Here is a 21,030-nt window from a genome sequence, read left to right on the forward strand (position 1 = left end):
TGTTTATAACAAAATTTTGCATAGATGCAATTCTACTTATAAGGAGGAAACAAGTTATGAAGCAAATCGTGAAGAAATTTCCAGAAGGCTTTCTATGGGGAGGAGCGGTAGCAGCTAATCAGCTTGAAGGTGCATACCAAGAGGGTGGTAAAGGACTTTCAACAGCAGATGTGTCACCTCGAGGCATTATGTACCCGCATGATGAATCAATGAAAGGGTTCTATCCCTATCATGAAGCTATCGATTTTTATCATCGCTATAAAGAAGACATTGCCTTGTTTGCAGAAATGGGCTTCAAATGCTTCCGTACCTCGATTGCTTGGACAAGAATTTTCCCGAATGGTGACGAACTTGAGCCAAACGAAGAAGGATTGAAATTCTATGATAATTTGTTTGATGAAATTCGTAAGCACGGTATTCAGCCGGTAGTAACGATCTCTCATTATGAGATGCCTCTCTATCTGGTGAAGCAATATGGGGGATGGAGAAACCGTCAGTTAGTTGAATTCTATGAACGGTTTGCTAAAACACTCTTTAAACGTTACAAAGATAAAGTGAAATACTGGATGACTTTCAATGAGATTAATGTTGTGCTACATGCACCGTTTACGGGTGGCGGACTTGTATTTGCAGAAGGTGAGAACGAGAAGAATACGATGTATCAAGCGGCTCACCATCAGTTTGTTGCAAGCGCTTTGGCTGTAAAAGCATGCCACGAGATCATTCCTGATGCTCAGATTGGTTGCATGCTAGCATATTTGCCAACCTATCCACTAACAAGTAATCCAGAAGATGTATGGAAAGCATTTATAACAGATCGGGAAACATTATTCTTTACCGATATTCAAGTGAGAGGCTACTATCCATCCTATACGAAGCGCTATTTTGTTGAAAATGATATTCAAATCGTCATAGAAGAAGGCGACGAAGAGCTACTGCGCACGTATAAAGTAGATTATCTAGGCTTTAGCTACTATGTAAGTAGAACTGCAACAGTAACCCCTGAAAAAGCTGGCGCAACAGATGGAAATCTAATCATGGGCGGAGTGAAAAACCCGTACTTGAAAGCAACAGATTGGGGATGGGAAATCGACCCGAAAGGTCTACGTATCGCACTTAATATTTTGTACGATCGTTATCAGGTACCACTGTTTATCGTTGAAAATGGATTAGGGGCAGTTGATGTTGTGGAAGAAGGGGACGTCATTGCGGACGATTATCGTATTGCTTACTTAAAGGATCATATTGCTGAAATGAAAGAAGCGATTGCCGATGGTGTTGACCTGATTGGTTACACAACATGGGGACCAATTGATTTAATTAGTGCCTCCACTGCTGAGATGAAGAAACGTTACGGGTTCATCTATGTAGATAAAGATAATGAAGGAAGGGGAACGCTGAGAAGATTGAAAAAGAAAAGTTTCTACTGGTATAAAAATGTCATTGCTAGTAATGGAGAGGTGCTAGACTAAAATGATAGAGGCGCTAGGTTATTTATAACCTTTGCGCCTTTTTATTATTTTGATAGAAAAGTCATAAATAAAAATAAAATATATGGAGTGGTCTGGAAGTTTGATTCATGATATAGTACGCTCTTTACAAAGTGGAGGTGTAAGAATTGTTCAAATTTTTAAAACAAATAATAATCATGCTTATTCTAGTGATAATAATGGCAGGGTTACCACAGATGCTTGCCATTAATGAAGACGGATTATTGTTCATAACCCCAGAAAACGTAATCCTACAAACAGGGGCTCTTATACACGATGTTTCTCAGGGAACCTTAGGACAATATACATCTGGTGCCAATATACGTAATATTTCAGAAGATATTTTTCCTTTTGCCAAACAATCATTTATTCTTTTGCTGTCCAGTTTACTCGTTTCTATCATTGTGAGTATTCTGTTCGGATTGTTTCTACACAGGTGGCGGATTATTACGTGGATAAAAAAAGTACTTGATTTCATTTCCATTATTCCTGATTTTATTTTAATTTTATTCTTTTTATTTTTGACGGTTACGATCTATAAAACAACGGGTGTCCGTCTACTTACCATCTCACCGTTAAGCAAGGATTTTTCAAGGATTTGGTTTCCAATCTTGGTTCTATCGATTGGACCCATGCTGTATTTAGTGAAGCTAGTTGATTTAAAATACAAGCAGGTCGGGGGAGAAGATTACGTACGGACCGCGGTTGCTAAGGGGCTCGGTGGATTCCATGTTCAATTGCACCACATGTATAAAAATATAAAACCGTTTTTTATTGCTGATCTAAAGAAAGCGATCTCGATTTCTGTGACTAATTTGTTTATTGTGGAGTATCTTCTAAATGTGTCAGGAATCACTAGATTTATTTTCGGCACATACCAATTTAATATAGTTGTGATTGGTTTGTGTATTTTGTTACTGATCACAGGTCTAGCCTATGCCATTATTCGTTTTTTCCTATATTTGTTCGAGCGAGGGTTTATTTATGAATAAGCAAAAAGGTAGAATTTCATTATGGTTGGGTTTCTTTATTGTATCAGTGCTATTCATTGTTGCTATTTTTGGACCAATGGTTGCTCCGTATGATATAGACTTTCAGGTACGAGCCGAATATGTAGAGGTAAATGGTACGCAAGTCATCGTTTCACCACCATTGCCACCCTCAGAGAAATATCCAATTGGAACAGATAAATGGGGACATGATATGCTAACTTCCTTGTTATATGGTGCAAGATATACGCTGTTTGTTACGATTGCTTGTGCCTTGTTGCGAGTTATGTTAGGAATGATCATCGGACTCAAAATAGGAATGGCAGATCGTCCACAGAGATGGTGGCTCAGTCTAGAGAATGCGTGGGGCCATGTGCCGCTGTTTTTACCAGTATACTTTCTGCTGTACCGCATTAATATCAATTCACCTTTATCTTCGTTTGACTTAGTGATGATTTTTACTATAGTTGTATCAGTGCTAGGTATTCCAAGTGTTGTATCATCAGTTCGTCAAAAAACAGAGCAGTTGAAGGAAGCTCATTTTGTCACAGCAGCCATTTCTATTGGGGCTAGCAAAAATCACATTATGCTCAGGCATATCCTTCCTCAACTAAAAGAGCAGATTATGATGCTTTTTGTTATGGAGATTATCGGGGTTATGACTTTGATGGGACAATTGGGTATTTTTAACCTGTTTATCGGTGGGACGATTCAGCAATTTGATCCGAGTATTTTTTTAACTAAAACGTATGAATGGGCTGGATTAATTGGACAAGCACGTGCTTTCCTACAAGCCAAGCAATGGATTTTCTTTGCTCCGTTAACCGCTTTTATGTTTGCGATTTTAGGTTTTACTCTAATTGTAAATGGAATGAAGAAGCGATATGAAGAAGCATATAATCGGACCCCTTATGTCTAAGGGAATGAAAAAATCCCCCCTTCTCTTCAAATATTTGAAGAAAAGGGAGGTATTTCACTCGAGCGGTCAAATTTTTAATTCGCCAAGCCTCACCAATTCTACTACGGCTTGTGACCGCCCTTTCACGCCCAATTTCTGCATGACGTTACTAATGTGATTTCTGACTGTTTTTTCGCTGATGAAGAGCTGTCCTGCTATCTCTTTTGTGGTCTTGTCTTGGACCAGGAGTTCAAACACTTCTCTTTCGCGATTAGTTAATAACGGTTTACTTTGGTCGCTACTCTTCAAAACGTGCCACCCCTCCTTGTGGGCTCTACAGGAACAAGGTTGAGGGATACAGTCACCTTATCCTATGTCAGGGGGAGTGTGTTGGTGCCGGAGTAGCAGGCTTTTTAGGCTTTTGCCTTACATACTATTCATAGCGTGAAAGGTGGGTACCTCGGCCTACTCAATTTCTGTTTTTCCAATACATATTGTAAACATTTCTACTTATTCAACCTAATTTTTCTGTATTGGTAGAAGCAAAGTCATAACCTATAATCATGAAAAAAGGCAGTAGCAACGAAAAAACGTTGCATCAAAGATGTGCTTTGCAAAACATTCGTAATATGTTATGGTATTACTTGAATTTGTAACATTGAAAAACGAAATAAGCGTGTACTAAACGGGGGCCGAGCAAATACGGCTGAGATTGTAACAGAATGCGTTACTAACCGTAGAACCTGAACTGGGTAATGCCAGCGGAGGGAGAGGTAGCTGACTTCAAGTGCGAAAGCTGTAGCTCTATCGTCGAGATGGGGTTGTATCGCCGAGTTGAGAACCATCCGTCTAAGGGTGGTTTTTTTGTGTGTAAAACATCAAAAACACCTTTTTCACAACCAACTAGGAGATACAATTTGCCCTTATTTTTATTTTTGGTCTATAAAAACTTGAGTTGGACCCTTTCTATTTCTGCTGCTTACATACATATTGCATCAGAACGAGGAGGAGAAGAAATGTCACGAACACGATTGGTCATCATGATGGAAATAGCTATCATGGCAGCGATTGCTGTTATTTTAAGTAAGGTAAAATTGTTTGCTATGCCTCAAGGTGGGAGCGTTTCTTTGGTAATGGTACCCATAGCCTTATTGGCTTTTCGCCGTGGTTGGGTAGCAGGTTTAATCACAGGTGCGCTGGTAGGCATGGTTAAATTCTTTTTTGGCGGCGAGATGGTGCATCCTATTCAAATGTTGTTAGACTATCCCTTCTCATATGCCATGCTAGGCTTTGGTGCGTTCCTGTACGCTAGTAAGACGCAAAACAAAGCAACAAAAATTGCATCCATCTGGGGTGGATTACTAGTCGGAATCGCGTTATGTCTGGCTATCCGTACGACTTCAGGGGCTGTCTGGTTTGGTAGCTATGCCCCGGAAGGAACACCTGCAACGCTTTATTCCCTCATATATAATGCGACCTATTTGATACCTGAGTATGTGATTACGGCTTTAGTAGTTACATTACTGGCAAATAGGGCACCTCAATTGTTTCAGCAGAATGCGGGCGCTTATCGACGTATATAATAAAGTAATTTGTAAAAAAGCTAAAAGAAGGGGCTTGCTTCCTTCTCTTAGCTTTTTTAGTATCAGTAAAATAAAGAATGTTCTGTTAGTAAATTGATCAAGAAAAACAAGAAATGGAACAACCTTATGTATTGGAAAAAGTTACATAATTGTGAAATTAAGAAAAAACTATCGAAATTTTGCTCTTTTATTCTTGGTTGCTTACTACAAGTAAAAACATTACGTTATACTGAAGATTGAAGGCTAGGAGGGATCGTGGATGAAAGAGGAGTTCTGGAAGGCTATAGTAGAATGCGATCCAAATTATGATCAACTATTCTTTTATGGCCTTAGCACGACGGGGATCTTTTGCAAACCGTCATGCAAATCAAGGACACCCAAAAGAGAGCATGTGAAGATTTATTATGCGGCGTCCGATGCCATTGCTGCAGGTTTTCGTCCTTGCAAGCGGTGTAGACCATCTGAACCAACATGGAAATCGGCGGAAGAAGATGCGGCAACCCGTCTGCTAGAGATGATTCACGATTGCTATAACCAACCCGTAACTCTGCGTGAAATGGCGTCACGTCTCTATGTGAGTCCTTTTTATTTGCAGCGTTGTTTTTCTCGTTGCATGAAGATAACACCCGGCAAATATTTAACGCGCATCCGAATGGATGAAGCGAAGAAGCAACTACTAGAAACAGATCGAAATGTTTCAATGATTGCAAGCGGAGTAGGGTTTCGCAATAGTGCCTATTTTGCCGCTGTTTTTCAGAAGGAAACAGGTTGTACACCTACTCAGTACCGCTTACAGCAGAAGAAACAGGGCAAAACAGGAACAACACGCTAAGTGCACATGTTGTAAAACGGTAGAACATACATATAAAAAAGAATGTAAGAACAGATTGAGCGTTTCTGTATCTAGCAGAAGCGCCTTTTTGTCCAATGAAAGGACAGATAAAAAGCACCTGCTGTCGTGCTGCGAAATTCGCGCACAAAGAGGTGCTTTTTGTCGTGTCTATGTTTTATCTTCTTTCACCCATGATGCATTCTAAAAAATAATCGACTGTTACAGCCAGGATACCAACAAATAAGGGAGTTAATGGAGTTAACAAAACACCGGGAATCCATGTGGTATGCACGAGATAAAAAATAAAGGTAGTTGCTAAAATTTCAGGTATCAATTTCCAATTTCTTGAGATATGTAGTCTTTGCATTATGTATAAAAGGACTGGTTCAAGAATGAGTTCGTACAGCATTAACATGAAAAAGGAGACGCCCGCAAAGGAAACGAGTACCCAGAAATCAGATTTGTCGACAAACATAGGAAACAGAAAGCCGACTGTCCAGAGAATCGTAACCAATAGGAACACGACGATGGCGCTTGAGAACAAAACCAGCAAAGTTGCAATAGCGATAGCTAGGCCATTAATCCAGAATCCACCTTGCTGACGATCCCCACTCGTCACAGCGCGTCGAAATAAAAAAAGTCCCGCTGTCGCACACAAGCCTACCATTATGGCAAAAGTCATGTGATTTGTCATATGTATCATCACCTACTATAAAAATAATACGTAGCAGGAGAGGAAAATGTTACAACAAAGCGGGGAAAAATGTAACCTTTTCAATTATGCCATATTCTTACTCGACCCAGGTTGTTTTCTGTGCAAAAGGCTTGCGAGTAGTACGAGGTGTGGCTTCGTCAGTTGGATAGCCAATGAATAACGAACCAATCACCTTCTCTTGATCGGATAGGGATAAGAATGCTTTGAGACGTTCATCTCTTGCTAGACCTACACCGCGCGTACGCCACACAAAACCTAGTCCTAGCTCAGACGCCATCAGCCACATAGAATGGATAGCGCAGCTTACAGCGTAATCATTATCAAGCGAGGAAGCTTCGTCTCCGTCTACGATTTGTGATGTAGCGATTATAATGAGAGGGGTAGCTAGAACATTTTTCATGGACTCTTCTACTAAATGAGGTTTGGTAGGAAAGCGTTCAAGTAAGAAATCCTGTGCTAGTTGGTTAAATCGTTCTTTAGCAGCGCCTTGAATAACATAGAAATGCCAAGGTTCTCGCAAGCGATCATTGGGTGCTAGTACAGCTGCTTCTAGTAACTGCTCAATCTTTGCCTTTTCTACATCGCGACCATCGTAGGCACGTATAGCTTGACGCTGTTGTAATGTGTTTAAGAGGGACATGTTTTAACAACCTTTCTATAATATGTTAAATATGATACTGTTTATTCAAATATGTTTTTGTCTTTGCATAAAAATAGAAGATTTCTAATAGTATGTCAGTATACGATCTTCTTTTACTTCTTGTCCAGTCCCGAGTGGGCTAGACAGAAAAGTATGGACAATAAAATGCAAATTGGATTATGATAGAAGTAATCACATAAGCTTGGGAATAAAGGAATTGTTACATTGAGAAACGATTCACATGGGGAAGTTGGTGAAAATCCAACACGGTCCCGCCACTGTAATTGGAGAGCCCGCTTTTGTCACTGGATATAACAAATATTCAGGAGGCGAAAAGGAGCAGGATGCGATCCATGAGTCAGGCTACCCTCTTTATTCTAACAACACCGCCAGACCTACGGCAGATGGGGAGGTGTTATGAGAGCAGTTTTGCTACAGAAGGGGACACTCCTTTTCAAAAAATAACAAGCTCATCATAACAGCACTTCTCACGTAAGTCAGACGGGGGGAAGTGCTGTTTTTTTTATTGTATAAAAATGTAAGGTCGATTGCAAATAAGGATAGGGGGCTTGGAGTAGATGGATAAAGGAAAAATTCTACTAATTGGCTTTGGACCAGGACATCATGATCACATTACGCATCGCGCAAAAGAGGCTATCCTAGAATGCGAAGTGGTAATTGGCTACAACACTTATGTAGATTTAATTAGAGAACTAATCTCAGAAAAAAGTGTCGTACGTACTGGGATGACAGAAGAGGTTAGTCGTGCTCAAGAAGCGGTAAGATTGGCTGAGTTAGGTAAAGTTGTTGGCGTTATTTCTAGTGGGGATGCTGGAGTATACGGCATGGCCGGATTAGTCTATGAAGTACTTGTAGAAAAAGGCTGGAAAGAATCCACTGGGGTGAAGGTAGAGGTTGTACCTGGGATTTCATCAATTCAATCTTGCGCCTCTTTATTAGGTGCTCCAATCATGCACGACGCTTGCACAATCAGCTTGAGTGACCATCTTACACCGTGGGCAACGATCGCTAAGCGTGTGGAAGCAGCCGCTTCTGCTGATTTTGTAATTGCGTTGTATAACCCTCGCAGTGGTCGTCGTACACGACAAATTGTAGAAACACAGCAAATTTTATTAAAATATCGTTCTCCTGATACGCCTGTAGGAATCGTGAAAAGCGCCTACCGAGACCGTGAGCATGTTGTAATTACAACTCTTGCAGACATGTTGCAGCATGAAATTGGAATGTTGACAACGGTAATCATCGGAAACACGACCACTTTTGTTTACGACCAAAAAATCATTACACCACGCGGATATCAACGTAAATATACGTTAAATCGTATGGATCAACCGCTAAAACCTCATGAACGTTTACAGGAGAAGGCAGAGCCTTGGGCGCTTCACAGTCAGCCTGAGAATGGAAATCTGTTATCTGGCTCTTCTTCTGAACAAGGACAACCAACTGGTGGAGTGACTGTAGCGACGTCACCACAAGCTACAATACAAGAAGCTCAAGTTTCTGACTCAACACCATTAGCGACAATGGAAGCCCTTTCAAATCCCAGGCAATTCTCTGGGGAAGTAGAGCAGGTACCTGAAAACTCTTTTCAGGTAGAAACGGAGAGCTTTCAAGCTCCTAAACAAGCGGTTAAAGCTTTTCAGCTAGCGATGGAAGCGCTTGCGTGTGTTGATGAAAAGACAGCCTTAGAGCTTAATCAGGGTATCACTCCGCCACCACGTCCGTTTAGCGGAGTTGTTGATATTTTAGAGCTAGGCGTTTCGCCTGGCGTAGCGCGCAAGAATTTTACCTCTGAGCAAATGCGACTCTTGGCAGATTTGACTAAAGATGGCGGAGAAATGATGTATAGCATTGAGCATCAAATTCTTCTCCGATTACCTCAGGTAGATCCACAAAAAGTAACAGAACAATTAAGAGCAGTAGGCTTTCAGTTGTTTCCGATCGGAGCTAGTGCACAGGTAAAAGCATGTGATTTTTGTGATTTAGAAAAGGATGAATCCATACCCGTAGCTGAAGAATTAGGCAGACGATTGGATGGTCTAGCTGTGCCTAAAGATTTAAAAATTGGTTTTAACGGCTGCGGAATGGCATGCTATGGTGCGGTTATGGAAGACATTGGTCTTGTGTATCGACGTGGTGCATATGATGTGTTTTTAGGTGGTAAACGTATTGGGCGTAATGCACATCCTGGACAACGCATTGCTGAGGGAATACCGGAAGAGCAAATTATTGGTCTTGTAGAACGAATTGTGGATGAATATAAGGTAAAAGGTCATATCGATGAACGATTCCATAAATTCTTTAAACGTACAGGGCAAGTACTTGAATATCGTTATCAGGAATTCATAGCGCCGTTGCAAATCGAAGAACCGTGTGGAGATTAAGGGGGGGAATTCTTTGAACGGAATACTTTTTATCGGTCATGGTAGCAGAGATGCCGAGGGAAATGAGCATCTTCTACAGTTTACACAGCGAGTTACTGAGTTGTTAAAGGAACAAACAGAGGTAACACTGTATGAGACTTGTTTCTTGGAGTTAACCAGACCAACCATTATGCAAGGGGTGCAAAAAATAGTAGAGCGCGGGGCTACCACTGTAGCAATGGTACCATTAATGCTGTTTCAAGCGGCCCATGCAAAACTACACATCCCCCATGAAATAGATGAAGCTAAAGCGAAATATCCACATGTCGATTTTCGCTATGGTCGCCCTATAGGTGTCCATGAAGATATGGTGCAAATTTTGCGGGATCGTTTACAAAATACAACCACATATACTCCACTAGAACAGGCAAACAAGGATAGTGCCATTCTGTTAGTAGGTCGTGGGAGTAGTGACTCGGACGCAAACAGTGACCTATGTAAAATAGCTCGTTTGTTGTGGGAGAGCACAGGGGTAGGTAACGTTGAAGTGGCGTACATGGGCGTTACCTATCCAACAGTGGAAGAAGGGTTAGTTCGTTGTGTAAGACAAGGAGCTAAGCAAATTTATGTCCTTCCTTATTTGTTATTTACGGGTATTCTGTTAAAGCGTCTAGAAGAGAATTTACAACAGTTTCATCAGGAGTTCCCTGATATACAAGCATCGATGAGCGAGGCGTTAGGATTCCATGAATTGCTAGAACAAATTGTGGTAGATCGCTCTGTGGAAGCACTACAAGGACGGGCATTAGCCAACTGTGATCTTTGTCAATTTAGAAAACTTGCTGTATTCGATCATCACCACCACGATCATGATCACCATCATGACCATGATCACCATCATGACCATGATCACCATCATGACCATGATCACCATCATGACCATGATCACCACCATGACCATGATCACCACCATGACCATGATCATCACCATACAAATGGGCATAGTCATACCCCGGTACCAAAAAAGGAACAACCATCCTGTAGCAAGGAGTCGCAAGCTACAGAAGCTAACGATAAACGGGGGGTACGTGTATGATCCTGTTTTTGGCAGGAACAAGTGATGCACGCGAATTGGCTGTTCTTTTGAAGTCAACAGGCATTGATCTACTGGCAACGGTTGTCACCGATTCTGCTGCAAAAAGCTTGGAGGAAGAAGGTATCGCCACGCGTGTAGGAAGATTGCCACTAGCGGATATGATTGCCTTAGCCAAGGAACAGAAGGCCACAACTATTGTGGATGCGAGTCATCCTTTTGCAGAGGAAGCTTCTAAAAATGCTATGGCATGCGCAGAAGAATTACAGCTCCCTTACATTCGTTTTGAGAGGGAGACCCGTAGTTATGTTGATCATCCTAGTGTGCTCTTGGTGGAAAATTATGAACAAGCAGCATTGGAAGCAAAAAGCAGAAAAGGCGTGGTTATGCTAACCACTGGAAGTAAAACACTCGGTACTTTTACCAAGCATTTACTAGGTGATCCTGAGATTCGTTTGATCGCAAGAATGCTGCCACGTAAAGACAATATGGAAAAGTGTGAAGAGCTAGGTGTAGAGCAAAAAAATATCATTGCTATGCAAGGTCCTTTTTCTAAAGAATTGAATGCCGCTCTGTATACTCAATTTGGTGTTACTACAATGATTACAAAAGAAAGCGGTAAGGTAGGCGCTGTGGATGAAAAGCTGGAGGCAGCCCTAGAGCTTGGCATCTATACCATTATGATTGACAGACCTAAACTCGTGTACGGAGAAACGCATCACACATTTGATAGCGTTTTGAAAGCGATAAAAACACACGCTACGATCTAAAAATATCGTGGGAAAAGAAGGGGAGTTATAATATGTCATCGCAATTTCATACGGAATTCAAACCATTAACGATTCAACCACAAGAAATTGAATCGAAAAGTTTTGAAATGATTACAGAGGAGCTAGGCCCACATCCATTTACGGATGACCAGTATCGTGTGGTACAGCGTGTCATTCACGCAACGGCCGATTTTGATTTAGGACGTAGCATGCAGTTCCATCCAGATGCAGTAGAAGCTGGAATTCGCGCTATTCAAGCTGGTGAGCCAATTATTGCAGATGTTCAAATGGTTCAAGTAGGTATTAGTAAGCCACGTCTAAAGGCGTTTGGTGGAGATGTACATGTTTATATTTCTGATGCTGATGTAATGGAACAGGCTAAAGCCGAGAATACAACTCGTGCCATCATCTCTATTCGCAAAGCTACGAGCCAAATTAAAGGTGGTATCTATGCTATTGGGAATGCTCCGACTGCTTTACTCGAATTGATTCGTCTTGTGAAAGAGGGCAAGGCCAACCCTTCATTGGTTATTGGCGTACCTGTTGGATTTGTGTCCGCAGCCGAATCTAAAGAGGAATTAGCGAAGCTAGATATTCCATTTATTACGAATTTGGATCGCAAAGGCGGTAGCCCAGTTGCTGTGGCCGCGGTTAATGCGTTGTCCATTCTAGCAACAGAACGGAGCGAGCGTGCATGACTAATGCAAAGGTAGCGGAGGCAGAAAATGAGAAGCCACTTCGTCACGGATATACAACAGGTTCCAACGCTACCGCCGCCACGAAAGCTTCCCTGCTAGCCTTACTTAGTGGGGAAGAAGTTTCGGAGGTGGAAATTCTTTTGCCTAATAAGGATCGGGTTACGTTCCAGATGGTATCTCAGGAACGAGGAGAGAATTGGGTGGAGACTGGTATCATCAAGGATGGTGGTGATGATCCAGATGCCACTCATAAGGCCCTTATTTTGTCACGTGTTTCTTGGCATGATGATAGTGGCATTCATTTGGATGGCGGAATTGGTGTCGGTAGAGTTACAAAGCCGGGGTTACCGATTCCAGTGGGTGAAGCAGCTATTAATCCTGTTCCACGTAAAATGATTAAAGGTGTTGTCCAAGAGCTTTTAGATCAACATGATTTAGAGGGTCGTGGTGTCAGCGTTGTCATTTCAGTGCCGAACGGAGAAGAGATTGCAAAGAAAACACTGAATGGACGGCTGGGAATCGTTGGTGGTATTTCCATTTTGGGAACACGAGGAACGGTCGTGCCATTTTCAACGGCTGCTTACAAAGCATCGGTAGCTCAGGCTATTCAAGTAGCTAAGGCAAGTAATTGCCAAGCGATTGCGATTACAACCGGTGGTCGTAGTGAAAAAACAGCGATGGAACTGTATCCGGATTGGGCAGAAGAATCGTTTATTCAAATGGGAGATTTCGTGGGATTTAGTGCACTCATTGGCAAAAAACAAGGATTTACACACATTGCCATGGTTGGGATGATGGGTAAATTGTCTAAGGTTGCCCAAGGAGCAATGATGGTGCATTCCAAAGGATCTTCTGTTGATTTTCAATTTTTGGCGGAGGTAGCCAGAGAAATAGGTGCAAGTGAAGAACATATAGCAGAAATTGAGAGAGCCAACACGGCCATGCAGGTGGGCGAAATCATGAGCCAAGCGGGACACTCCGCTTTTTTTGAATTATTGGCATACAAATGCTCCGAACAAATCAATAAGCACGTCGGGGGAGGCATGGTTATAGAAACCGTGCTCACCACATTGAAAGGCGAACTGTTGGGAAAGGCGGTAGTAGATGACACAGGTAACGATAATCGGGATCGGGGATGATGGGGCTCAAGGGTTATTTCCCCAGGCTGTTGATCTAATCAAACAAGCGCAATTGCTGGTAGGGGGAGAACGACATTTAGCATTTTTCCCAGACCTTGACTGTGAACGCTATGCGTTAAAAAGTGGTGTGCTAGCAGCAATTGGCGAAATAAAACAAGCGTTAGAAGCAGGTAAAGAGGTTGTAGTGCTTGCTTCTGGAGACCCATTGTTTTATGGGATTGGAGGTTTACTTACCCGTAAACTCGGTCGTGATGTCGTGCAAGTGGTGCCGCATTTGAGTAGCTTGCAACTTGCCTTTAGCAAAATGAAGGAAGCTTGGCAAGATGCTCATATCGACAGTGTACACGGTCGTCCGATGCTTGGATTAGCACAGCGTATTAATGGCAAGTCCAAGGTAGCTCTTTTAACCGATAAGGAAAATACTCCAGCAAAAGTAGCTCAGTATCTACTGCGATTTGGTATGGATGAATATGAAGCGTTTGTAGCTGAACGGCTGGGAAATAAAGAAGAACGCTGTCGGTGGTTTACGCTTGTGGAATTGGCAGAGACAGAGTGCGATCCTTTGAATGTAATGATTTTAAAAAGAAAAGAGAATGCCTCACCTGTGAATTGGACCTTGGGCATTCCTGATGAGGAATTTGCTCAACGTAAACCAGATAAGGGACTGATTACCAAAAAAGAAGTACGGGTAGCTAGTCTGGCTGAGTTGCAGATAAAACCTGATAGCATCGTCTGGGATGTCGGAACAGCAACTGGTTCGGTGGCGATAGAAGCAGCGAAACTCGCCCCTTTAGGAGCTGTGTATGCTGTAGAAAAGAATGAGCCAGATTTAGAAAATGCTCGCGCTAATATGTACAAGTTTCGTACGGATATAACAGTAGTCCATGCGAAAGCCCCTGCTGGTATGGACGAATTTCCTGATCCAGATGCTATCTTTGTTGGGGGAAGCGGAGGCGAGCTGACAGAGCTAGTCCAGTTATTCGCCAAACGCCTGCGTCCAGGTGGACGTGTAGTAATCAATGCGGTTACCATTGAAAATTTAGCAGATGCGATGCAGGCTTGCAAAGCAGTCGGTTTTGACGTGTCGGTCACAATGCTACAGGTGTCGCGCAGTAAACCAATTTTACATCTGACCCGACTTGAAGGGTTAAATCCTGTCTATATCATAACTGCTAAACACAAAGCCAAGGAGGAGAATAAAGATGAGCAACATGACTAATACAACTCTTGAAAATCAAGAAAATACACTGACAAATAATCAGGTGAATGCCTCTGTTGGAACTTTATATGGAATAGGAATTGGGCCTGGAGACCCTGAGCTTATCACAGTCAAAGCGTTTCGTCTGATGAAGGAAGCGGATGTTATCGCCTATCCTAAAAAGCGTAAGGGCGGCAAAAGCTATGCGCTAACCATTGTGGAGCAGTATACGGATGGTCTTTCAAAAGAGCTATTAGGATTAGTTTTCCCAATGACGAAAGAAGAAAATGTTCTGAAGAAACAATGGACTCAGACAGTAGCCCAGGTTTGGGAAAAGCTATCTCAAGGTAAAAATGTTGTATTTGTTACAGAGGGAGATCCAAATTTATATAGTACGTTTATCCATATGGCTCGCCTAATGAATCAATTGCATCCAGAAGTGCCAGTTGTAACGGTTCCAGGTATTTCTTCGGTATTGGGAGCGGCTTCACAATTAGGCATTCCATTAGCTGACGGAGATGAGCAGGTTGGTATCATTCCAGCAACCGAGGATCGAGAATCAATGCGCAGAGTCTTGGAGCATCATGATACTGTCATTTTCCTGAAAGTAGCTAAAGTGTTAGATATGATGATTGGCTTACTAGAAGAGCTAGGTATGTCAGACTGTGCGTCTGTAATTACCAAGGTGACATCTGGTGAAGAGACGATCTGGAAAGACGTTCGCCAGCTAAAAGGTAAAGAGCTAGAATATCTTACACTAATGGTAGTACGGAAGGGATGAATGACATGAACAAACCTAGTGAAAAAATGACAAGTAATGGGCTTGAGCCTATGGTTTATATTGTGGGAGCAGGACCAGGAGATCCTGATTTAATCACTGTAAAAGGATTAAATATTCTACAAAAAGCAGATGTAGTGATTTATACAGACTCTTTAGTAAACGACGAATTAATTGCTCGTGCCAAACCTGAAGCAGAAGTAATCAAAAGTGCAGGACTTGCTCTTGATGAAATGGTTGAGATGATGGTAGAGCGAGTTCGAGCAGGAAAAAGCGTCGCTCGCGTACATACAGGAGATCCGGCTGTGTACGGTGCGATTTTGGAACAAATGGTGTTAATGAAAAAGGCGGAGGTTTCCTTTACCATCGTTCCGGGAGTTAGTTCTGTATTTGCGGCTGCGGCAGCACTACAAGCAGAGTTAACGGTACCTGAATTAACACAAACTCTGATTTTAACACGAGCAGAGGGACGCACACCTGTACCAGATCGTGAGCAACTAAAGGATCTGGCTAGTCACCACTGTACACTTGCACTGTATTTAAGTGCTACGTTAACTAAAAAGGTTGTACGTGAGCTAGTAGAAGCTGGCTGGAGCGAACAAACTCCTGTAGCTGTTGTACAAAGAGCATCTTGGCCAGATCAAAAAATTGTCCGTACAACCCTTGAGAATTTGGATAAAGATATGGCGGCAAATGGAATTCGTAGCCATGCCATGATCTTAGCCGGCTGGGCACTTGACCCGATGCTTCATGAATCTTCTGAGCATCGCTCCAAGCTGTATGATAAGACCTTTACGCATCGTTTCCGTAAAGGAGTGACTAAAGGATGAGTGAGGGTACGGGAGTAGGCGTAGGCAGGCAGGCAGGAGCCGAAGGAAACACCGTAACCGCTGGACGTACCCCAAGCGAGATCGTACAAAATCCAGAGCAACTACCATACGCTATTGTTGCCATTACCAAACATGGCGTGGAGAAAGCTCGTCACTTGCATCAGGTATTACCTGGTTCACATTTATACTACATGGAAAAATTCATGGTAGGAGATGAGCAAGAACGAGATATTCGCATGTTTACTGGCTCTGTTCGCCTATTGTTTGCCGATTTCTTTAAGAAATATAACGGTCTTATCTTTTTCATCTCGCTTGGCGCTGTTGTTCGAATGATGGCTCCCGTTTTACAGGATAAAAAAGTAGATCCAGGTGTTGTAGTCGTTGATGACCGAGGAGAGAATGTCATCAGCGTTTTATCAGGACATTTAGGCGGAGCAAATGAGCTAACCCGTGAGCTTGCGAGATTACTAGACGCAAATCCAGTGATTACTACGGCATCAGATGTGCAAAAAACGATTCCTGTAGATTTGTTCGGACGTGGATTTGGCTGGGAGTTAGATAGTTTTGATAAGGTAACACCTGTAAGTGCCAGTGTGGTCAATGAAGAAAAAGTAGCTATTATTCAAGAAGCAGGAGAAAGCGGCTGGTGGCCTTATCCAGATAAGCCATTGCCGGGACATTTTCAAGTGTATCATTCCATGGCAGAGGCTTGGAATGATACCTTTAAGGCAGCATTGGTCATTACACCACGGTTATTAACAGTAGAAGAGCAGGCACACTTTTTAGAAAATGGGGTTGTCTATCGTCCCAAAACCATTGTGCTTGGTGTTGGCTGCAATCGTGGAACGTCATCGGAAGAAATCGAACAAGTCATTCTACAAATCTTGGAGCAACAGGGTCTTTCGGTCAAAAGCGTACGCAATATCGCAACTATTACATTAAAGCAGGATGAAGCAGGGCTTTTGGCTGTTTGTCAAAAATATGGCTGGAAATTAATTGCCTATACACCAGAGCAATTAAATGAAATGCCAATGACAGAACGTTCGGAAACAGTTTATAAATTTACTGGGGCCTATGGTGTCAGTGAACCTGCCGCATTGCGTTGTGCTAAGGCAGAGACTCCTTTCTTAGCAAAACAAAAAAACGGAAATGTAACCTTGTCCATCGCTTTGGTTAACGGAGGAGGCATTCTACATGGAGAGTAAGGGACAGACTCATCAACGTCCACGAATCGTGTTGGGAGGAACCAGTAGCGGCGCAGGGAAAACAACATTATCTATCGGATTAATGGCGGCATTGCGCAAGCGTGGTCTCCATGTACAAGGATTTAAAGTTGGTCCTGACTACATTGATCCTACTTACCATACAGCCGCAACTGGCAGAATATCTCGTAATCTGGACACATGGATGATGCCGCCGCAAGTCATGCATGAAGTTTTTCTGCGTGGAAGCCAATCAGCTGATATCAGCTTGATTGAAGGGGTCATGGGTTTTTATGACGGAAAAGATCCACTTAGCAATCAAGGGAGTACAGCAGAAATAAGTTTATTACTACAAGCGCCGGTAATTCTTGTTCTTGATGTAAAGGCTATGGCTCGTAGTGCGGCAGCGATTGTTAAAGGCTTTCAAGCGTTGGAACCAGCTGTAAAAATCGCCGGTGTTATTGCCAATCGATGTGGAAGCGCTAATCATTTTAAGCTAGTAAAAGCGGCTGTTGAACAAATGTGTGATGTACCAGTGATTGGATATTTACCGAATGATCCGTCCTTGCAAGTACCTGAACGCCATCTTGGGCTAATTCCTGCTATTGAACGTGGGGAGATGGAGCCATGGTTTGATCTGTTAGCCGAGAAAATAGAAGCGACAGTTGATTTAGAATTATTACTATCGTTGGCAAATGGAGCACCAGCCCTAGCTGAGCCTACAGAGAAATTGCTAGTTGGCCCATCTACTGCATCGTCCGATTTATCTCCAGTGAAACTAGCTGTGGCAAAGGATGAAGCGTTTAACTTTTATTATCAGGAAAACTTAGAGTTACTGGAAGCGTATGGAGCCCAGCTTAGTTATTTTAGCCCATTACACGGGGAGCTTCCCCCTAAGGACGCTGATGGACTTTATATTGGTGGCGGCTTTCCCGAAGAATTTGCTGAACGATTGTCGCAATGGACGAAAGAACGGCAAACCTTGCATGACATGATCGAAGAGGGGTTACCTACTTTTGCTGAATGTGGCGGATTCATGTATCTATGTCAGTCAATTACAGATCGTGCGGGACAACAGCATGAGATGGTAGGCGTTATTCCTTATAAAGTAGAGATGCAACAGAAGTTAGCGGCGCTGGGTTATCGGGAAGCGTTAGCCGAGCGGGATTCCTTGTTACTTTTGGAAGGTGAAACTGCTCGCGGGCATGAGTTCCATTACTCTAAAATAACAGAGGAGCCTACAGATAATCATGCTTACCAAGTGAAGGGAATGCGAGGAGTGAAAAAGGAAGGCTACGCCAAGGGTAACTTGTTGGCAGGTTATACACACTTGCATTTTGCTTCTCAACCAGGAATGATTAAGCGTTGGCTAGATTCATGCAGGGAGTATGCCACGCGAAAATCAACTGTGCACAAAACTTCTAATTAATTCATTCAGCCTGGTACATTTTCAAGGACTTACCTACTGTACAACAGGCGACAGCGAATCATCAGAAGGGGGAAGCAAAGCATGTCTCATCGAAATGACGTGAATCAAGAACAGGCATACAGCCAGGAGCAAAATGTAAATGGAGCAGCTACAGTGGTTCCAGTGGAATCTCTTGATGAATTACAGCAAAAGGACAGTCCAAAAGAAAGAGTCGAACGACGTGGCCTGTTTTTAATGTATACAGGTGATGGTAAGGGGAAGACAACAGCGGCTTTAGGTGTTAGCCTGCGTGCCTTGGGACGGGGAATGAATGTGACGTTTCTACAATTTATTAAGTCCCCCCAACGCTCCTATGGTGAGTCATTGTCCATGCGTAAATTAGGAATGGAGATGCAACAGCTGGGAATTGGTTTTACTTGGACCAAGACACCAGAGGAGCATCGTGAGGCTTTAAAAAAAGCATGGTCGTTGACGAAAGAGAAATTAAGCGATCCAACCATTGATTTATTGGTATTAGATGAATTAAATAATGCATTAGCAATCTCTACGTTTCCGATTGAAGATGTTCTACCATTAACAGAAGTGGTAGAAGCGATCAAAAATCGCCCTACCAATATGCATTTGGTAATCACAGGTCGCAGTGCGAAAACGGAACTGATTGAACTAGCAGATTTGGTCTCTACCATTGAGCCGTCTAAGCACTATTATAATGAAGGAATTCCAGCGGTAAAAGGTTTGGAATTTTAGAGAGGAAGTGCTTACATGCAAGCAAACGCCATCATGATAGTCGGCACAGCCTCAGATGTAGGGAAAAGTTTAATTTGTACTGCTTTATGCCGTATCTTTGCCAATCGAGGATATCGGGTTGCACCGTTTAAATCACAGAACATGGCGCTTAACTCCTATGTAACAAAAGATGGTAAGGAAATCGGGCGTGCTCAGGGTGTACAGGCAGAAGCAGCACGAACAACTGCTACTACAGACATGAATCCTATCTTGTTAAAGCCAAAGCAGGATATGGTTGCCGAAATCATTGTACATGGAAAGCGTTACGCTGATATGGATGCAAGAGAGTATCGAGAAAATTATGTGGAACAAGCTATGCCAATTGTAAAGGAAGCTTTGGAACGTTTACAAGGGGAGTACGATGTTCTCATTTTAGAGGGTGCAGGAAGTCCGGCAGAGATTAATCTGAAAGACCGAGATATTGCTAACATGCGAATGGCTCATTTATCAGACGCGGATGTTATTTTAGTGGCAGACATTGAGCGTGGCGGAGTATTTGCCTCTATTATAGGGACACTGGAACTACTCGATGAAGAAGAACGGGCAAGAATTAAAGGATTTATCATTAATAAATTCAGGGGAAGACGCGATTTGTTAGACGATGGAGTTGAATGGTTGGAAAAGAAAACGGGGATACCTGTTTTGGCTGTTTTACCCTATATGGCTGTTGAGATTGAGGCGGAGGATTCGCTAGCACTATCATCGCTTCGCTTTAAACAACCACAAGAAGCTGAATTCCCTATTGATATTGCTATTCTTCGATTACCTCGTATTTCGAACTTTACTGATTTTGATCCGTTGTTTGATGAACCAGAAACAGGCGTGCGATATGTACGTAACCGACAGGAGCTAGGAAAACCTGATCTAGTTATTATTCCGGGTACAAAAAATACGTTAGACGACTTGGCATGGCTTGAACAGGAAGGAATTGTTGATGCCCTACGCCAATTGCATCGATCAGGCACAAGATTGTTTGGGATTTGTGGAGGTTTCCAAATGCTAGGTGAAAAACTACTCGACCCAGACGGCATAGAAGGAGACGGTAGTGTTCCAGAGCGTGCTGGATTAGGTTTCCTACCTGTTGAAACGACATTTTGTCAGGAGAAACGAACCGTGCAAGTTAGCGGAGAGCTACATCCAAAGGCACAGGAAATGTTAGGATTATCGATTGGGAAAGTTGACCAACAGCATGAGCACACCATGGAACAGACTAGGGACAACCAGAATCTGCAAACTGAAGTAACGGGATATGAAATCCATCTAGGAGAGACCTGTATGACTGATCACTCCGGCTCTCCTTTCCTTGTCTTACAGGATGGAAAACAAGACGGTGCCATATCTAAAGATGGAAGAGCTAGTGGAACGTACCTGCATGGGATTTTCCATAATCGACATTTTACCAGACAACTTACTAACCTGTTACGTCAGGAAAAAGGGTTACCGATCTTTACAGATGAGGTTGTCAGCGAACAGATGAGACGCGAAAAAGCTTATGATCAACTAGCACATCACGTGGAAAGTCACTTAAATATTAGTCATCTTGAAGCATGGTTTCAAAAGAAGGATACTAATTAAT

At 42.6% G+C, this 21,030-nt stretch carries 20 protein-coding genes and 2 riboswitches; of the genes, 17 read left to right on the top strand and 3 right to left on the bottom strand.

The annotated features are described in order from the left end of the window. The first annotated feature begins 56 nt into the window (after nucleotides 1-56). The 3 genes from BrL25_RS16500 to BrL25_RS16510 all read left to right on the top strand — a co-directional run bounded on the left by BrL25_RS16500 (nucleotide 57) and on the right by BrL25_RS16510 (nucleotide 3,398). On the top strand, nucleotides 57-1,472 hold the full coding sequence (locus BrL25_RS16500) for an aryl-phospho-beta-d-glucosidase (protein ID WP_018672817.1): 1,416 nt from the start codon (nucleotides 57-59) through the stop codon (nucleotides 1,470-1,472). A 146-nt stretch (nucleotides 1,473-1,618) separates the two neighbouring features. After that, nucleotides 1,619-2,482: an ABC transporter permease subunit gene (locus BrL25_RS16505; protein ID WP_018672816.1), complete on the top strand. Its 864-nt coding sequence runs from the start codon at nucleotides 1,619-1,621 to the stop codon at nucleotides 2,480-2,482. After that, nucleotides 2,475-3,398: an ABC transporter permease gene (locus BrL25_RS16510; RefSeq protein WP_018672815.1), complete on the top strand. Its 924-nt coding sequence runs from the start codon at nucleotides 2,475-2,477 to the stop codon at nucleotides 3,396-3,398. The genes BrL25_RS16505 and BrL25_RS16510 overlap by 8 nt, the downstream gene beginning before the upstream one ends. Before the next feature lie 66 nt (nucleotides 3,399-3,464). Here BrL25_RS16510 and BrL25_RS16515 read toward each other — a convergent pair whose 3' ends face one another. After that, nucleotides 3,465-3,686 carry a helix-turn-helix domain-containing protein gene (locus BrL25_RS16515; RefSeq protein WP_003334928.1) on the bottom strand — a complete coding sequence of 74 codons (222 nt, stop codon included), beginning with the start codon at nucleotides 3,684-3,686 and terminating at the stop codon, nucleotides 3,465-3,467. 366 nt (nucleotides 3,687-4,052) lie between these two features. Beyond that, nucleotides 4,053-4,164, top strand: a riboswitch (TPP riboswitch). Between the two features lie 229 nt (nucleotides 4,165-4,393). Between BrL25_RS16515 and thiT the strand changes: the two genes are divergently transcribed. Next, on the top strand, nucleotides 4,394-4,960 hold the full coding sequence (thiT, locus tag BrL25_RS16520) for an energy-coupled thiamine transporter ThiT (protein ID WP_035312140.1): 567 nt from the start codon (nucleotides 4,394-4,396) through the stop codon (nucleotides 4,958-4,960). Between the two features lie 259 nt (nucleotides 4,961-5,219). Next, entirely contained in the window at nucleotides 5,220-5,792 is a 573-nt protein-coding gene (locus tag BrL25_RS16525) for a bifunctional transcriptional activator/DNA repair enzyme AdaA (protein ID WP_018672813.1), read from the top strand. Nucleotides 5,793-5,967: 175 nt separating this feature from the next. Here BrL25_RS16525 and BrL25_RS16530 read toward each other — a convergent pair whose 3' ends face one another. Beyond that, nucleotides 5,968-6,486 carry a hypothetical protein gene (locus tag BrL25_RS16530; RefSeq protein WP_018672812.1) on the bottom strand — a complete coding sequence of 173 codons (519 nt, stop codon included), beginning with the start codon at nucleotides 6,484-6,486 and terminating at the stop codon, nucleotides 5,968-5,970. Between the two features lie 97 nt (nucleotides 6,487-6,583). Next, nucleotides 6,584-7,147 carry a nitroreductase family protein gene (locus tag BrL25_RS16535; protein ID WP_018672811.1) on the bottom strand — a complete coding sequence of 188 codons (564 nt, stop codon included), beginning with the start codon at nucleotides 7,145-7,147 and terminating at the stop codon, nucleotides 6,584-6,586. Between the two features lie 194 nt (nucleotides 7,148-7,341). Further along, nucleotides 7,342-7,536: riboswitch (cobalamin riboswitch) on the top strand. 189 nt (nucleotides 7,537-7,725) lie between these two features. Between BrL25_RS16535 and cobJ the strand changes: the two genes are divergently transcribed. From cobJ to BrL25_RS16595, 12 genes are all read left to right on the top strand, one after another. Continuing rightward, nucleotides 7,726-9,552: a precorrin-3B C(17)-methyltransferase gene (cobJ, locus tag BrL25_RS16540; protein ID WP_018672809.1), complete on the top strand. Its 1,827-nt coding sequence runs from the start codon at nucleotides 7,726-7,728 to the stop codon at nucleotides 9,550-9,552. A 13-nt stretch (nucleotides 9,553-9,565) separates the two neighbouring features. Next, nucleotides 9,566-10,627, top strand: a complete 1,062-nt coding sequence (locus tag BrL25_RS16545; protein WP_018672808.1) for a sirohydrochlorin chelatase — start codon at nucleotides 9,566-9,568, stop codon at nucleotides 10,625-10,627. Then, entirely contained in the window at nucleotides 10,624-11,394 is a 771-nt protein-coding gene (cobK, locus tag BrL25_RS16550) for a precorrin-6A reductase (protein ID WP_018672807.1), read from the top strand. Before BrL25_RS16545 ends, cobK begins: the two co-directional genes overlap by 4 nt. Nucleotides 11,395-11,426: 32 nt before the next feature. Continuing rightward, a complete protein-coding gene (locus tag BrL25_RS16555) occupies nucleotides 11,427-12,092 on the top strand; it encodes a precorrin-8X methylmutase (RefSeq protein WP_018672806.1) in 666 nt (221 codons plus the stop codon). Further along, nucleotides 12,089-13,231, top strand: coding sequence for a cobalt-precorrin-5B (C(1))-methyltransferase (locus BrL25_RS16560; protein ID WP_018672805.1), 1,143 nt, complete (start codon nucleotides 12,089-12,091; stop codon nucleotides 13,229-13,231). The genes BrL25_RS16555 and BrL25_RS16560 overlap by 4 nt, the downstream gene beginning before the upstream one ends. Further along, nucleotides 13,197-14,450, top strand: coding sequence for a precorrin-6y C5,15-methyltransferase (decarboxylating) subunit CbiE (gene cbiE, locus BrL25_RS16565; protein ID WP_018672804.1), 1,254 nt, complete (start codon nucleotides 13,197-13,199; stop codon nucleotides 14,448-14,450). The genes BrL25_RS16560 and cbiE overlap by 35 nt, the downstream gene beginning before the upstream one ends. Continuing rightward, complete coding sequence (gene cobI, locus BrL25_RS16570) at nucleotides 14,443-15,210, top strand: precorrin-2 C(20)-methyltransferase (protein WP_051088602.1); 768 nt, start codon at nucleotides 14,443-14,445, stop codon at nucleotides 15,208-15,210. Before cbiE ends, cobI begins: the two co-directional genes overlap by 8 nt. Nucleotides 15,211-15,215: 5 nt before the next feature. Continuing rightward, nucleotides 15,216-16,037: a precorrin-4 C(11)-methyltransferase gene (gene cobM, locus BrL25_RS16575; protein WP_018672802.1), complete on the top strand. Its 822-nt coding sequence runs from the start codon at nucleotides 15,216-15,218 to the stop codon at nucleotides 16,035-16,037. Further along, complete coding sequence (locus BrL25_RS16580) at nucleotides 16,034-17,242, top strand: cobalt-precorrin 5A hydrolase (RefSeq protein WP_018672801.1); 1,209 nt, start codon at nucleotides 16,034-16,036, stop codon at nucleotides 17,240-17,242. The genes cobM and BrL25_RS16580 overlap by 4 nt, the downstream gene beginning before the upstream one ends. Beyond that, nucleotides 17,232-18,668, top strand: coding sequence for a cobyrinic acid a,c-diamide synthase CobB (locus tag BrL25_RS16585; RefSeq protein WP_018672800.1), 1,437 nt, complete (start codon nucleotides 17,232-17,234; stop codon nucleotides 18,666-18,668). The genes BrL25_RS16580 and BrL25_RS16585 overlap by 11 nt, the downstream gene beginning before the upstream one ends. A gap of 81 nt (nucleotides 18,669-18,749) precedes the next feature. Continuing rightward, nucleotides 18,750-19,415: a cob(I)yrinic acid a,c-diamide adenosyltransferase gene (locus BrL25_RS16590; protein ID WP_018672799.1), complete on the top strand. Its 666-nt coding sequence runs from the start codon at nucleotides 18,750-18,752 to the stop codon at nucleotides 19,413-19,415. A gap of 15 nt (nucleotides 19,416-19,430) precedes the next feature. Then, complete coding sequence (locus BrL25_RS16595) at nucleotides 19,431-21,029, top strand: cobyric acid synthase (RefSeq protein ID WP_018672798.1); 1,599 nt, start codon at nucleotides 19,431-19,433, stop codon at nucleotides 21,027-21,029. Nucleotide 21,030: the final 1 nt, after the last annotated feature.

The sequence above is a fragment of the Brevibacillus laterosporus DSM 25 genome, from assembly GCF_002706795.1.
Classification (GTDB): domain Bacteria; phylum Bacillota; class Bacilli; order Brevibacillales; family Brevibacillaceae; genus Brevibacillus_B; species Brevibacillus_B laterosporus.

Bases quoted from the DNA above. Each gene is read 5' to 3' on its own strand.
- BrL25_RS16500 (WP_018672817.1), top strand. From the start codon at position 57: ATGAAGCAAATCGTGAAGAAATTTCCAGAAGGCTTTCTATGGGGAGGA.
- BrL25_RS16585 (WP_018672800.1), top strand. From the start codon at position 17,232: ATGGAGAGTAAGGGACAGACTCATCAACGTCCACGAATCGTGTTGGGA.
- cbiE (WP_018672804.1), top strand. From the start codon at position 13,197: ATGACACAGGTAACGATAATCGGGATCGGGGATGATGGGGCTCAAGGG.
- cobJ (WP_018672809.1), top strand. From the start codon at position 7,726: ATGGATAAAGGAAAAATTCTACTAATTGGCTTTGGACCAGGACATCAT.
- BrL25_RS16510 (WP_018672815.1), top strand. From the start codon at position 2,475: ATGAATAAGCAAAAAGGTAGAATTTCATTATGGTTGGGTTTCTTTATT.
- cobM (WP_018672802.1), top strand. From the start codon at position 15,216: ATGAACAAACCTAGTGAAAAAATGACAAGTAATGGGCTTGAGCCTATG.
- BrL25_RS16555 (WP_018672806.1), top strand. From the start codon at position 11,427: ATGTCATCGCAATTTCATACGGAATTCAAACCATTAACGATTCAACCA.
- BrL25_RS16525 (WP_018672813.1), top strand. From the start codon at position 5,220: ATGAAAGAGGAGTTCTGGAAGGCTATAGTAGAATGCGATCCAAATTAT.
- cobI (WP_051088602.1), top strand. From the start codon at position 14,443: ATGACTAATACAACTCTTGAAAATCAAGAAAATACACTGACAAATAAT.
- BrL25_RS16595 (WP_018672798.1), top strand. From the start codon at position 19,431: ATGCAAGCAAACGCCATCATGATAGTCGGCACAGCCTCAGATGTAGGG.
- BrL25_RS16580 (WP_018672801.1), top strand. From the start codon at position 16,034: ATGAGTGAGGGTACGGGAGTAGGCGTAGGCAGGCAGGCAGGAGCCGAA.
- thiT (WP_035312140.1), top strand. From the start codon at position 4,394: ATGTCACGAACACGATTGGTCATCATGATGGAAATAGCTATCATGGCA.
- BrL25_RS16530 (WP_018672812.1), bottom strand. From the start codon at position 6,486: ATGACAAATCACATGACTTTTGCCATAATGGTAGGCTTGTGTGCGACA.
- cobK (WP_018672807.1), top strand. From the start codon at position 10,624: ATGATCCTGTTTTTGGCAGGAACAAGTGATGCACGCGAATTGGCTGTT.
- BrL25_RS16535 (WP_018672811.1), bottom strand. From the start codon at position 7,147: ATGTCCCTCTTAAACACATTACAACAGCGTCAAGCTATACGTGCCTAC.
- BrL25_RS16590 (WP_018672799.1), top strand. From the start codon at position 18,750: ATGTCTCATCGAAATGACGTGAATCAAGAACAGGCATACAGCCAGGAG.
- BrL25_RS16560 (WP_018672805.1), top strand. From the start codon at position 12,089: ATGACTAATGCAAAGGTAGCGGAGGCAGAAAATGAGAAGCCACTTCGT.